Source organism: Methylobacterium sp. D48H (assembly GCF_053345715.1).
In genome coordinates this window covers 205,393-218,760 of the sequence record NZ_JBKFAP010000001.1, presented here as the reverse complement: position 1 = coordinate 218,760, position 13,368 = coordinate 205,393, and the positions used below count along the sequence as shown (strand labels likewise).

Below are 13,368 nucleotides of genomic sequence, written 5' to 3'. Positions count from 1 at the left end.
TCGGAAAAAGGCTGCGCGGACGGCACCGGTGAGGGTCGCCCGCGCGGCCTCTGTCCCCTTCCCGCGCGGGGAAGGGGGTGTCGTCTTACGCGGCCTTGAGCTTCTTGGCCTTCTCCTGGGCCTCCTCGATGGTGCCGACCATGTAGAAGGCGGCCTCCGGGAGGTCGTCGTAGTCGCCGTTCACCAGGCCCTTGAAGCCCTTGATGGTGTCCTCGAGGGCGACCTGCTTGCCCGGCGAGCCGGTGAACACCTCGGCCACCGAGAAGGGCTGCGAGAAGAAGCGCTCGATCTTGCGGGCGCGGGCCACGGTCAGCTTGTCCTCCTCGGACAGCTCGTCCATGCCCAGGATCGCGATGATGTCCTGGAGTGCCTTGTAGCGCTGCAGGGTCTGCTGGACGCGGCGGGCGACGTCGTAGTGCTCCTCGCCGAGGATCGCCGGCGACAGCATGCGCGAGGTCGAGTCCAGCGGGTCCACCGCCGGGTAGATGCCCTTCTCGGCGATCGAGCGCGACAGCACGGTCGTGGCGTCGAGGTGGGCGAACGAGGCGGCGGGCGCCGGGTCGGTCAGGTCGTCGGCCGGCACGTAGATCGCCTGCACCGAGGTGATCGAGCCCTTGGTCGTGGTGGTGATGCGCTCCTGGAGGGCGCCCATGTCGGTGGCGAGCGTCGGCTGGTAGCCCACCGCCGAGGGGATGCGGCCGAGGAGCGCCGACACCTCGGAGCCCGCCTGCGTGAAGCGGAAGATGTTGTCGACGAAGAACAGCACGTCCTGGCCGTCGTCGCGGAACTGCTCGGCGATCGTGAGGCCGGTCAGGGCGACGCGCGAGCGGGCACCCGGCGACTCGTTCATCTGGCCGTAGACCAGGGCGCACTTCGAACCCTCGGCAGAGCCGTGCTCCTTCGGGTCGACGTTCACCTTGGACTCGATCATCTCGTGGTAGAGATCGTTGCCCTCGCGGGTGCGCTCTCCCACGCCGGCGAACACCGAGTAGCCCGAGTGCACCTTGGCGATATTGTTGATCAGCTCCATGATCAGCACGGTCTTGCCGACGCCGGCGCCGCCGAACAGGCCGATCTTGCCGCCCTTCGCGTAGGGGGCGAGCAGGTCCACCACCTTGATGCCGGTGACGAGGATCTGGGCCTCGGTCGACTGCTCGGCGTAGGAGGGGGCCGGCTGGTGGATGGCGCGGAACGTGTCGGCCTGGACCGGGCCGGCCTCGTCGATCGGCTCGCCGATGACGTTCATGATGCGGCCGAGGGTGTTCATGCCGACCGGAACCTTGATCGGCTCGCCGGTGTCGGTGCACTCCTGGCCGCGGGTCAGGCCCTCGGACGTGTCCATGGCGATGCAGCGGACGGTGTTCTCGCCGAGCTGCTGGGCGACCTCGAGGACGAGGCGGGCGCCGTTGTTCTTGGTCTCCAGCGCGTTCAGGATCTCGGGCAGGTGGCCCTCGAACTGCACGTCGACCACGGGGCCGATGACCTGGGTGATCTTGCCGACCTTGTTGGAGCCGGTGCCGGGGAGTGCGGTGTTCGCCATCGTTAACCTACCCTTCAAGCTGTGCGGTCGGGTCGCGGTGCCTCAGAGGGCTTCCGCACCCGAGATGATCTCGATGAGTTCCTTGGTGATCATGGCCTGACGCGTCCGGTTGTAGATCAGCGTCTGCTTCTTGATCATCTCGCCCGCGTTGCGGGTCGCCGAGTCCATGGCGCTCATGCGCGCGCCCTGCTCGGAGGCGGCGTTCTCCAAGAGCGCCCGGTAGATCTGCACCGTGAGGTTCTTCGGCAGCAGCGTCTCGAGGATCGCCTCCTCGGACGGCTCGAATTCCAGGGCGGCGTTGCCGGCGGCCGCCTTCGCGGTCGTGTCGACCGCCGGCAGCTCCGCGGGGATCAGGCGCTGCGCGGTCGGGATCTGCGAGATGACCGAACGGAACTCGGAGTAGAACAGGGTCGCGACGTCGAACTCGCCGTTCTCGAAGCGGGTCAGGATCTTGTCGGCGATCGAGGCGGCGAACTCGTAATCCACCGGGCGGTTGCCGCGGATGTCCATGCTCTCGACGATCTGGTCGCGGTACTGCCGGCGCAGCGCGTCGAGGCCCTTCTTGCCGACCGTCATGATCTTGACCGTCTTGCCCTCGGCGGCGAGCTTCTGGGCGTGCTCGCGCACCGCGAGGCGGACGATCGACGAGTTGAACGCGCCGGCGAGGCCGCGGTCGCCCGTGCACACCACGAGCAGGTGCGTCTGCTCTGAGCCGGTCCCGGACAGGAGCCGCGGGGCGCCGACGCCGCCGACGAGGTTGCCCGCGAGGTTGCCGAGCACCGCCGACATCTTCTCGGCGTAGGGACGGCCCGCCTCAGCGGCCATCTGCGCCCGGCGCAGCTTGGCGGCGGCGACCATCTGCATGGCCTTGGTGATCTTCTGCGTCGCCTTCACCGAGGTGATGCGGTTGCGCAGGTCCTTCAAACTCGCCATCGGGTGAGGTCCAGGTCCGTTCTATGGGCCTCTCCTTCCCTCGGCGGGAAGGAGCCGGAAGTTCGGGCGGTGCGGCGGGGACCGGGATCCCCCCGGCACCACCCAAGATCCCTCCCCGAGGGGAGGGGCCTCACATCAGCCGATCGACTTGGCGACGCTCTCGACGACGCTCTTCAGCTTGCCGGCGTTCTCGTCCGACAGGTCCTTGGAGGCGGCGATCGAGTCGAGCAGGTCCTTGTGCCTGGAGCGCAGGGTCGAGAGCAGCGCGTCCTCGAACGGGCGGACCTTGGTCACCGGCATCTTGTCGAGGTAGCCGTTCACGCCGGCGTAGATCACCGCGACCTGCTCTTCCATCTTCAGCGGCGAGAATTGCGGCTGCTTCAGGAGCTCGGTGAGCCGCGAGCCGCGGTTCAGGAGGGCCTGGGTGGAGGCGTCGAGGTCCGAGCCGAACTGCGCGAAGGCGGCCATCTCGCGGTACTGCGCGAGCTCGCCCTTGATCTTGCCGGCGACCTTCTTCATCGCCTTGGTCTGCGCCGAGGAGCCCACCCGCGACACCGAGAGTCCGACGTTCACCGCCGGGCGGATGCCCTGGTAGAACAGGTCGGTCTCGAGGAAGATCTGGCCGTCGGTGATCGAGATCACGTTGGTCGGGATGTAGGCCGAGACGTCGTTGGCCTGGGTCTCGATGACCGGCAGCGCGGTCAGCGAGCCGTTGCCGGCGGCGTCGCCCATCTTGGCGGCGCGCTCGAGCAGGCGGCTGTGGAGGTAGAACACGTCGCCCGGATACGCCTCGCGGCCCGGCGGGCGGCGCAGCAGCAGCGACATCTGGCGGTAGGCCACGGCCTGCTTCGAGAGATCGTCGTACACGATCACGGCGTGCATGCCGTTGTCGCGGAAGTACTCGCCCATGGCGCAGCCGGCGAACGGCGCGATGAACTGCATCGGGGCCGCGTCGGACGCCGTCGCGGCGATGACGATGGAGTACTCCAGCGCGCCCTGGTCCTCTAGGACCTTCACGAACTGGGCCACCGTCGAGCGCTTCTGGCCGATGGCGACGTAGATGCAGTAGAGCTTGGCCTTCTCGTCACCGCCGGCGGTGTGGCCCGGCTTCTGGTTCAGGATCGTGTCGAGGGCGATGGCGGTCTTGCCGGTCTGGCGGTCGCCGATGATCAGCTCGCGCTGGCCGCGGCCGACCGGGATCAGGGCGTCGATCGCCTTCAGGCCCGTGGCCATCGGCTCGTGCACAGACTTGCGCGGGATGATGCCCGGAGCCTTGACGTCGACGCGGCGACGCTCGGTCGACTGGATCGGGCCCTTGCCGTCGATCGGGTTGCCGAGGGCGTCGACGACGCGGCCGAGCAGGCCCTTGCCGACCGGCACGTCCACGATGGCGCCGGTCCGCTTGACGGTCTGGCCTTCCTTGATCTCGCGGTCGGAGCCGAAGATCACGATGCCGACGTTGTCCTGCTCGAGGTTCAGGGCCATGCCGCGCACGCCCGACTCGAACTCGACCATCTCGCCGGCCTGGACGTTGTCGAGGCCGTAGGCGCGGGCGATGCCGTCGCCGACGGACAGGACCTGCCCGACCTCGGAGACCTCGGCCTCCTCGCCGAAGTTCTTGATCTGCTCTTTCAGGATCGCGGAGATCTCGGCGGCGCGGATGTCCATACTCGGGCCTCTGTCGCTGATGCGTCTATGCGTGTTCGGGTCGGATGGGGGCGCTTACCGCGCGGCCCGCATCGCGAGGCGGATACCGTTGAGCTTGGTCTTGAGGGAGGCGTCGACCATGCGCGAGCCCATCTTCACGACGAGGCCGCCGATCAGGCTGGGGTCGACCACGAGGTCGACGGCGACATCGGCCTTGGCGATGTCGCGCAGCGACGCCTTGATCTCCTCGATCACCGCGTCGGAAGGCTTCTCGGCCACCCGAACCTGGGCGCGCACGATGCCCTTCGAGTCCTGGACCAGGGTCCGGAACGCGTCGATCATGTCGGGCAGGGCGAAGAGCCGGCGGTTCGAGGCCGCGAGGCGGATGAAATTGCCGGCGAGGCCGCCGATCCCCGCCTTGTCGAGCACGGCACCGATGGCGGCCGCCTGCTCCTCGGCGCTGAAGACCGGGCTGCGGACGAGGCGGCGGAGATCCGCGCTCTCCTTCAGCAGCGTGTCGAATTGATCGAGAGACTCGGCGACCGCGTCGACCTGGCGCTCGTCGCGCGCGAGCTCGAACAGGGCGGAAGCGTACCGGCCCGCCACGCCTGCGACCAGGGGACCAGCCTCGGAACCGTTCTGCGCCACCCGTCGCTCTCTTCTCTGGTTGCCCGTCCGCTCCGCGCGCTCCGGCTGGAGCGCGGTGCGAGACCGTTCGGGACGTGGGATCGCGCCGGCAACGGACAGGTCGAGAACTGTCCTCGCGGCGCGGCGACCGCCTAGCATGCCAGCATGGCCGCGCGCAACACGGCAGGCGCGCGTCGCTGCGCGTCAGGACGGCGGAAGTGTGACGCGGGTCCCGCCTCAGCAGGCGAGCCGGTCGCAGCGCCGCACGCTCGCGATCATCTTGGCCATGGCGCCGGCGCCGGGATGCCCGAGGATCCCGCTGTTGCCGATCACGTAGGACGGCGTCGCGTAGAGGCCGAGATCCGCGGCCATCCGCATCTGGCTCTTCAGCGCCGCGCGCACCTCCTCGCTGTCGGCGATCTCCTCGACCTCCGCCTGCGGGATCCCCATCGTGGCGGCGACGGCGAGCGCGCCGGGCCCGTCGATGCGGCCGGGCTTGCCCAGCAGCGTCTGGTAGAAGCGCCACGCGGCCTCGGAGCCGAGCTTGCGCTGCACCGCGAGCATCACCTTGGCGGCCTGGGCGGATTGCGGCGACAGGATCGGGTTGTGGACAAGCCCGATCCGCAGCTCCGGATCGCTGTCGTGCAGGGCGACCACGTCGGCGGCCGCCTTCCGGCAGTACGGGCAGTTGAAGTCGAAGAACTCGTAGAGCGTGGTCCCGGCATCCCGCGGCCCGACATAGGTCACGCCGCGCAGGGCCGGGATCTGCCCGGTGATCTCGCCCGGCAGGATCGAGTTCGCCACCGCGCGCCCGTCGTCGCCCGTCACCGCGACCCGCTGGCCGTAGGATTGCGCGGAGGCGCCGGTCAGGCCGGCACCGAAGGTGGCGGCTGCGGCGAGCAGGAGACGTCGCGAGACAGGCTTCGAAACAGGCATGGGACTCGTCCGGGGCATCGCTGTCCCGCTCCGGCCGCGCCGAAGCGGAGCCGGACCAGAACCAGGGGGTCGAGTCGGTTTCATGGCCGAGCGGCCGTGAACGTCGCGCTACCGCGGGGCGGGCGCGGCCTAGCGCAGCCCCTTCGGCCGGTCGCCGGTCGCCCAGGCCAGGGCCTGCTCGAGCCGGTCGTTGCCCCAGAACAGCTCGCCGTCGTCGGCCAGGAACGTCGGCGCCCCGTAGATCCCGCGGGAGCGCGCCTCCTCGACGCTGACCCGCAGCTTCGTCTTGTTGGCCTCGGCGGCGGCGGCCCGCACGGTCTGCGTGCCGTCGAGCCCGAGCGAATCGAGGATCTCCGCGACGGCCGCCGGCTCCGCGATCGAGCGGCCCTCGGCGAAGCTCGCGGTGAAGACCGCCTTCGAGAACGGGACCAGCCACGGCTGGTCCTGGCCGAGGATCGCGACCCGCACCGCGCTGAGGCTGTTCTGCGGGAACTGGGCGGGCCGCGTCACCGGCGGCAGGCCGAGGCGGGCGGCCTCGCGCTCGACGTCGCGCCACATGTTCTTGCCCTTGGCCGCGTAGAGATTGAACGGCGAGGTGGTCCACCCCTGCGCGGCGAAGAGCGGCCCGACCAGGAAGGGGCGCCACCGGATCGCCACGTCCGCCTCGGCGGCGGCGGCCTCGACGCGCATGGCCGCGAGGTAGGAGTAGGTGGAGGCGAATTCGTACCAGAACTCCAGAATTGGCTGGCGCGCCATAGACTTCGCTTCTCCGATGCACTCTCGCGGCGATGACGACCTGCAACGCCCGGGCCGTTTCTGACACAACCGCAAGGCCGTCGTGAGGCGAAACGCGGCCGATCCTCCGGCATCTCGGCTACGCGCGAGGCGGCGCGCCGGTTGCAGGCCGGTGACACCCGCGATAAGCCGCAGACGCCGAGCCAGATCCCTCGCCCAGTTCCGGAAGTCCCATGTCCGTCCCCGCGAAGAGCCCCGTGAAGAAGGTCGTGCTGGCCTATTCCGGCGGCCTCGACACATCGATCATCCTGAAGTGGCTGCAGACCACCTACGGCTGCGAGGTCGTCACCTTCACGGCCGATCTCGGCCAGGGCGAGGAGCTGGAGCCCGCGCGCAGCAAGGCGGAGCTCCTCGGCATTAAGCCCGAGAACATCTACATCGAGGACCTGCGCGAGGAATTCGTCCGCGACTACGTCTTCCCGATGTTCCGGGCGAACGCGGTCTACGAGGGCGTCTACCTGCTCGGCACCTCGATCGCCCGCCCGCTGATCGCCAAGAAGCAGATCGAGATCGCCGAGCGCGTCGGCGCCGACGCGGTCTGCCACGGCGCCACCGGCAAGGGGAACGATCAGGTCCGGTTCGAGCTCGGCTACTACGCGCTCAAGCCCGACGTCACGGTGATCGCGCCCTGGCGCGAGTGGGACCTGCGCTCGCGCGAGCAGCTCATCGCCTTCGCCGAGCAGCACCAGATCCCGATCGCCAAGGACAAGCGCGGCGAGAGCCCGTTCTCGGTGGACGCCAACCTTCTGCACGCCTCCTCGGAGGGCAAGGTGCTGGAGGATCCGGCCGTCGAGGTGCCGGACTACGTCTACTCGCGCACCCTCTCGCCCGAGGAGGCGCCCGACCAGCCGACGGTCATCACGATCGGGTTCGAGCGCGGCGACGCCGTCTCGATCGACGGCGAGGCTCTGTCGCCCGCGAGCCTGCTGACCAAGCTCAACGAGCTCGGCCGCGCCAACGGCATCGGCCGGCTCGATCTGGTGGAGAACCGCTTCGTCGGCATGAAGAGCCGCGGCATGTACGAGACGCCGGGCGGCACGATCCTGCTGCCGGCGCACCGCGCCATCGAGTCGATCACCCTGGACCGGGGGGCAGCGCACCTCAAGGACCAGCTCATGCCGCAATACGCCGAGCTGATCTACAACGGCTTCTGGTTCTCGCCGGAGCGCGAGATGATCCAGGCCCTGATCGACAAGAGCCAGGAGAAGGTCACCGGCACGGTGCGGCTGAAGCTCTACAAGGGCGGCGTCCACGTGATCGGCCGCGAGAGCCCGCACTCGCTCTACGACCAGGACCTCGTGACCTTCGAGGAGGGCGCCGTCGCCTACGATCACCGCGACGCGGCGGGTTTCATCAAGCTCAACGCCCTGCGGCTTCGCACGCTGGCCCAGCGCAGGAAGCGCGAGGGCTGAGCCCGCTGCCGGTCGCCGCCGCGCGGACGGCAGCGACCGGAGGTAGCCGTCAGGCGGGGAGCCAGCGCTCGGCGGCCCGACGGAAGTCGCCGGGGCCGAGATCGGCGTAGCGCAGGAAGATCTGCAGGGCCGGCTGCAATTCGCGATGGAGGCGCACGAGCCGCGTCTCCGCGTCCTCGTCGTCGTTCGCGGCCGCGCCCGGCACGGCGGCGAGAAGGCGCTTCATCGCCGCGGTGTAGGCGCCGTCCGCGCCGTAGGGCCGCTCCGGGTCGACGCGCGGCACCCCCTGCTCGGCGTTCCACCCGATATTCAGCTGCGGGATCAGCGCGAGGTGCTCGGGCGTCACCGCGAAGGTGATGACGTCCGGGGTCTCGCCGGTGGCCGCGTCCCGGAAGACGTCGCCCACGGCGCCCGGATCGAGCTTGGCCAGACCGTTGTGGTACTGGTACCGGCCCGGCTTCAGCTGCCCGTTCTGGACGAAGACGGCGAGGCCGTCCTCGAGCGACCGGTGCTCCTCCTCGGCGCCCTCGTCGTCGCCGGTGACGTTGGCGATGTCGCCGTCGCGGTCGAGGCTGCCATAGGGGGCGGCCGGGTGGATGGTCGGCGCCCCCGGCTCGGCGCCGTCCCAGGCGACGACCATCCGGCGGATCAGGGCGATGCGCTCCAGGCTCAGGTCGTAGACGGCATCGCTCATCGTGTATCGGTCCCGGCTCTCACGCTTGGAAGGCCCGTCTTACAGAGGCGAGTCGCCCCCTGCTACCGCCGCAAGCAGCCCGTGAGGCCGTCGATCTGTCCCATCATCGCCTGGATCCGCGCGGCCCGGCGGCGCACCCCGGGGGAGGGCCGGCCGGCGCTGCGGGTGATCGGGTTCGGCAGCACGGCGGCGAGCAGGGCGGCCTCGTTGCGGGTCAGCCGGCTCGCGTCCTTGCCGAACCAGTGCCGGCTCGCGGCCTGCGCGCCGTAGATCCCGTCGCCCCACTCGGCGACGTTGAGGTAGATCTCCATCATCCGGCGCTTGCCCCAGAGCGTGTCGAGCGCCAGCGCCAGCGGGATCTCGATGGCCTTCCGGATGTAGGAGCGGCCGGGCCACAGGAAGACGTTCTTCACCGTCTGCATGGCGATCGTGGAGGCGCCGCGGCTCGGGGAATCCTCGTCCTCGACCACGTCGCGGATCGCGCCGAAATCGACCCCGTGATCCAGGCAGAAGCGCTGATCCTCCGAGGCGATCACCGCCTGCGGCAGGACCGGCGCGATGGCGGAGAGCGGCACCGGATCCCGACTCACCGGCTGAAGCGTCAACCACCGTCCCAGCATCAGGGTCGACGGCGGCATCACCGCGCTATAGACGAGCGCCAACGTCAGCGCGAGGACGAACCCGACGGCGGGGAGCAGCAGCAGCGCTCTCACAAGCTGTCGGACGCGACGGGAACGGCGCGGGCGCGCGAGCGGGAGGTCGCGACCTGCCGTCTCCCGCCTGCGTCGAGCCCCGTCCACCGTGAGTCCGTCCCCGCCCAACTGACACCCGATTGGTTTTCGCAAGGCCAGGACCGGACGTAAGCCCGATGACCCCGACCCCCTCAACGCAGGCACCGACCGGTTCGGTCAAGGCAGTCACGCCGGCCGCCGATTTTACCCACAGGTTGACGGAGGTCGCCGGCACGGTCGAGACCTTCCTGGTCGAGCGGCTCGGCCCCGCGGTCGGCGCCGGCGAGATCGCCCGGCCGCCCCGCCTGATGGAGGCCATGCGGCACGCCGTGCTCGGCGGCGGCAAGCGTCTCCGGCCGTTCCTGGCCATCGAGACCGCCCGGATGCTCGGCGGCTCCGAGGCCGCCGCGCTGGCGGCCGGCGCCGGCGTCGAGCTGGTCCACTGCTACAGCCTCGTCCACGACGACCTGCCGGCGATGGACGACGACGACATGCGCCGCGGCAAGCCCACGGTCCACAAGGCCTACGACGAGGCCACCGCCATCCTCGTCGGCGACGCCCTGCAGACGCTGGCCTTCGAGATCGTGGCCGACCCGACCTGGCAGCCGGATGCGCGCATCCGCGCCGACCTCGTGCTCGGCCTCGCCCGGGCCTCGGGCCTCGGCGGCATGGTCGGCGGCCAGCTCCTCGACCTCACCGCCGAGGGCCGGTTCGGCGCGGCCAACATGGACGTGGACGACACCCTGCGGATGCAGGCGATGAAGACCGGCGCGATCCTGGCCTTCTCGGTGGAGGCCGGCGCGATCGTCGGCGGTGCCGACAAGGACCAGCAGGCCGCACTCCTGCGCTACGGCCTCGCCCTGGGGCAGGCCTTCCAGATCGCCGACGACATCCTCGACCGGGAGGCCTCGCCCGAGGCCATGGGCAAGGCCACCGGCAAGGACAAGGATGCCGGCAAGGCGACGCTCGTCGACCGTCTCGGCATCGACGGGGCCCGCGCCGAGTGCGACCGCCTCGTCGGCGTCTGCGAGGACGCGGTGTCGTCCTGGGGGGAGGGCGCCCGCGTCCTGCGCGACGCCGCCCGCTTCACGGTCGCCCGCAAGACCTGATCGCGCCGGGCGGCCGGGCCGGGCCCGGCAGCCCGACCTCCGCGAACACTGCGCCACGACCACGCGGGGCACGCCACAAGCGATCGCGGCTCCGCCGGATCGAAACCCTCCGCGAGGCGGACCCGCGCCGTCCCGATCGGGGCCATCCGAACCGGAGGCGGGGTCACGGAGCGCGCGGCGCCGGTCAGAGCCGGTTGGTCTTGTTGTGGACGTCGAGGCACACGGCGGCGAGCAGGACGACACCCTTGATCACCTGCTGCCAGTCGACGCCGATCCCCAGGATCGACATGCCGTTGTTCATGATGCCGATGATGAAGGCGCCGATCACGACACCCGAGACCTTTCCGATCCCGCCGGCTGCCGAGGCGCCGCCGATGAAGCAGGCCGCGATCACGTCGAGCTCCATCCCGACGCCGGCCTTCGAGTTCGCGGTGTTGAGCCGGGCGACGAAGATCATGCCGGCGAGGCCCGCCAGCGCGCCCATGTTGGCGAAGGTCAGGAAGGTCAGCCGCTCGGTCTTGATGCCCGAGAGGCGCGCGGCCTTGATGTTCCCGCCCAGCGCGTAGATCCGGCGCCCGATCGTCGTCCGCGTCGTCACGAAGCCGTAGAGCGTCACCAGCGCCAGCAGCACGAGGAGCACGTTGGGCAGGCCGCGGTACGCGCTCATCTGCCAGGCGAAGGCCAGGATCAGGATGGCGGTCACGCCGTTGCGGCCGATGAACGCCGCCGGGGACTCGGCCGGGCTCCCGTTCCGCAGCCGAGCCAGCCGCCGTCGCCAGTTCAGCCCGGTCAGCGTCGCGACCAGCGCGGCGGCGATCAGGACGGCGGTCCAGGGTCCGGCGCCGTTGACGAGGAAGCCCTTGGCGAGGAGCTGGAACACCTCCGGGAACGGTCCGATGGAGGCCCCCTGCAGCAGCACCTGCGTCAGGCCGCGGAACACCATCATGCCGGCCAGGGTGACGATGAAGCTCGGGATGGCGAGGTAGGCCACGAAGTAGCCCTGCAGACCGCCGATGACCGCGCCCACCGCGAGGCACAGGAGGGCCGCCGAGAACGGGTCGACGTGGAAGCGGACCATCAGCAGGGCGGCGAGCGCCCCCACGAAACCGACCACCGAGCCGACCGACAGGTCGATATGCCCGGCCACGATGACCAGCAGCATCCCGAGCGCCATCACGACGACGTAGCTGTTCTGGAGGATCAGGTTGGTCAGGTTCAGCGGCTGGAACAGGACGCCGCCCGTCGCGACCTCGAAGAACAGCGTGATCGCCGCCAGCGCGACGACGAGCCCGTAGGCGCGCAGCTGCGCCATCGGCAGGCGGCCGCGCCGGACCCCGGCCGCGCCCGCGGCGGCGGCCGGGATGAGTTCGCTGCCGGGGCTCATGGACTTGCTCACTGTGATGTCGGTCATCCGTTCAGCCCCCTGGAGCGCATGATGGCGCGCATGATCGCTTCCTGGCTGGCCTCGGCGCGGTCGAATTCGCCCACGAAGCGCCCCTCGTTCATCACGTAGATGCGGTCGCAGAGGCCGAGCAGTTCCGGCATCTCCGAGGAGATCAGGAGGACGCCGCGGCCGTCCTCGGCCAGCTCGTTGATGATGCTGTAGATCTCGTACTTCGCGCCGACATCGATGCCGCGGGTCGGCTCGTCGAGGATCAGCACCTTGGGCCGGGTGAACAGCCACTTGCTCAGCACGACCTTCTGCTGGTTGCCGCCCGACAGGTTCACGGTCTGCTGCGTCACCCCGACGGAGCGGATGCGCATCTTGGTGCGGTAGCCGGTCGCGACCCGGTGCTCGGCCGCCTCGTCGATCACCGCGGCGGTGGAGATCCCGGGCAGGTTCGCCAGGGTGGTGTTCCGGGCGATGTCCTCGCCCAGCACGAGCCCGAGCTGCTTGCGATCCTCGGTGACGTAGGCGAGGCCGGCCGCGATGGCCCGGTCGATCGTCGAGACGTCGACCTCGACACCCTCGATCCGGACCGTGCCCCGGATGTCCCGGCCGTAGGACCGGCCGAAGAGGCTCATGGCAAGCTCGGTCCGGCCCGAGCCCATCAGGCCCGCGATCCCGACGATCTCGCCCCGGCGCAGGCTCAGGTCGACGTCGCGCACCACCGCCCGGTCGGCGTGGACGGGGTGGTGGACCGTCCAGTCGCGCACCTCCATCAGCACCGCGCCGATCCGCGGCGTGCGGACCGGGTAGCGGCTCTCCAGCGTGCGGCCGACCATCGCCCGGATGATGCGGTCCTCGTCGATCGCGCCGCCGCGGCAGTCGAGGGTCTCGACGGTGCTGCCGTCGCGCAGGACCGTGATCCGGTCGGCCACCTTGGCGATCTCGTTGAGCTTGTGGGAAATCAGGATCGAGGCGATGCCCTGCGCTTTGAAGCGCAGCAGGAGCTGCAGCAGGGCCTCGCTGTCGGTCTCGCTCAACGACGCGGTCGGTTCGTCGAGGATCAGGAGCTTCACCTCCTTGGAGAGCGCCTTGGCGATCTCCACGAGCTGCTGCTTGCCGACCCCGAGATGGGTGACGAGGGTGTCGGGGCTCTCGTCGAGCCCCACCATCGCCATCAGCGCGCGGGCGCGGGCCTGGACACGATCCCGGTCGATGACCCCGAACCGGGCCGGCTCGTTGCCGAGGAAGATGTTCTCGGCGATCGACAGGTACGGCACCAGGGCGAGTTCCTGGTGGATGATCACGATGCCGAGGCGCTCGCTGTCCGCGATGTCGCGGAAGCGGGCCGGCCGCCCCTCGTAGGTGATGTCGCCCGTGTACGACCCGTAGGGATACACGCCGCTCAGCACCTTCATCAGCGTCGACTTCCCCGCGCCGTTCTCGCCGACCAGGGCGAGGATCTCGGCGGGCTCGACGGTCAGGTTGACGTCGGCGAGGGCCTTCACGCCGGGGAAGGTCTTGGTGATTCCCCGCATTTCGAGAACGGGCTGCATG

12 protein-coding genes are annotated in these 13,368 nt (G+C 70.0%); 2 read left to right on the top strand and 10 right to left on the bottom strand.

The genetic code is table 11. From position 1 onward, the window contains the following. Positions 1-85: 85 nt before the first annotated feature. From atpD to ACLBX8_RS01155, 6 genes are all read right to left on the bottom strand, one after another. Entirely contained in the window at positions 86-1,540 is a 1,455-nt protein-coding gene (atpD, locus tag ACLBX8_RS01180; RefSeq protein ID WP_020093502.1) for a F0F1 ATP synthase subunit beta, read from the bottom strand. A gap of 42 nt (positions 1,541-1,582) precedes the next feature. Next, positions 1,583-2,473 (bottom strand): F0F1 ATP synthase subunit gamma, encoded by an 891-nt coding sequence (locus ACLBX8_RS01175; RefSeq protein WP_103985306.1) that lies wholly within the window; start codon positions 2,471-2,473, stop codon positions 1,583-1,585. 135 nt (positions 2,474-2,608) lie between these two features. Then, the gene (gene atpA / locus ACLBX8_RS01170; protein ID WP_447714501.1) at positions 2,609-4,141 is read right to left on the bottom strand and encodes a F0F1 ATP synthase subunit alpha; all 1,533 of its coding nucleotides are present in this window, start codon (positions 4,139-4,141) and stop codon (positions 2,609-2,611) included. A 54-nt stretch (positions 4,142-4,195) separates the two neighbouring features. Next, positions 4,196-4,768, bottom strand: a complete 573-nt coding sequence (locus tag ACLBX8_RS01165) for a F0F1 ATP synthase subunit delta (RefSeq protein ID WP_020093499.1) — start codon at positions 4,766-4,768, stop codon at positions 4,196-4,198. 216 nt (positions 4,769-4,984) lie between these two features. Then, positions 4,985-5,683: a DsbA family protein gene (locus tag ACLBX8_RS01160; RefSeq protein ID WP_056522497.1), complete on the bottom strand. Its 699-nt coding sequence runs from the start codon at positions 5,681-5,683 to the stop codon at positions 4,985-4,987. A gap of 129 nt (positions 5,684-5,812) precedes the next feature. Further along, complete coding sequence (locus ACLBX8_RS01155; RefSeq protein ID WP_020093497.1) at positions 5,813-6,439, bottom strand: 2-hydroxychromene-2-carboxylate isomerase; 627 nt, start codon at positions 6,437-6,439, stop codon at positions 5,813-5,815. Positions 6,440-6,651: 212 nt separating this feature from the next. Between ACLBX8_RS01155 and ACLBX8_RS01150 the strand changes: the two genes are divergently transcribed. Beyond that, the gene (locus ACLBX8_RS01150) at positions 6,652-7,890 is read left to right on the top strand and encodes an argininosuccinate synthase (protein ID WP_447697668.1); all 1,239 of its coding nucleotides are present in this window, start codon (positions 6,652-6,654) and stop codon (positions 7,888-7,890) included. Between the two features lie 49 nt (positions 7,891-7,939). Here the strand turns inward: ACLBX8_RS01150 and ACLBX8_RS01145 are convergent, their stop codons facing one another. Both ACLBX8_RS01145 and mtgA read right to left on the bottom strand, forming a co-directional pair. Next, positions 7,940-8,584 (bottom strand): hypothetical protein, encoded by a 645-nt coding sequence (locus tag ACLBX8_RS01145; RefSeq protein ID WP_091977071.1) that lies wholly within the window; start codon positions 8,582-8,584, stop codon positions 7,940-7,942. Positions 8,585-8,646: 62 nt separating this feature from the next. Continuing rightward, positions 8,647-9,417, bottom strand: coding sequence for a monofunctional biosynthetic peptidoglycan transglycosylase (mtgA, locus tag ACLBX8_RS01140; RefSeq protein ID WP_447714745.1), 771 nt, complete (start codon positions 9,415-9,417; stop codon positions 8,647-8,649). Positions 9,418-9,452: 35 nt separating this feature from the next. On the opposite strand from mtgA, the gene ACLBX8_RS01135 reads away from it, so the two are divergent. Beyond that, positions 9,453-10,424 (top strand): polyprenyl synthetase family protein, encoded by a 972-nt coding sequence (locus tag ACLBX8_RS01135; protein WP_026604982.1) that lies wholly within the window; start codon positions 9,453-9,455, stop codon positions 10,422-10,424. A gap of 184 nt (positions 10,425-10,608) precedes the next feature. Here the strand turns inward: ACLBX8_RS01135 and mmsB are convergent, their stop codons facing one another. Next, complete coding sequence (mmsB, locus tag ACLBX8_RS01130) at positions 10,609-11,736, bottom strand: multiple monosaccharide ABC transporter permease (RefSeq protein ID WP_447714744.1); 1,128 nt, start codon at positions 11,734-11,736, stop codon at positions 10,609-10,611. Positions 11,737-11,831: 95 nt separating this feature from the next. After that, positions 11,832-13,367: a multiple monosaccharide ABC transporter ATP-binding protein gene (mmsA, locus tag ACLBX8_RS01125; protein WP_447714500.1), complete on the bottom strand. Its 1,536-nt coding sequence runs from the start codon at positions 13,365-13,367 to the stop codon at positions 11,832-11,834. Between the last annotated feature and the right edge of the window lies 1 nt (position 13,368).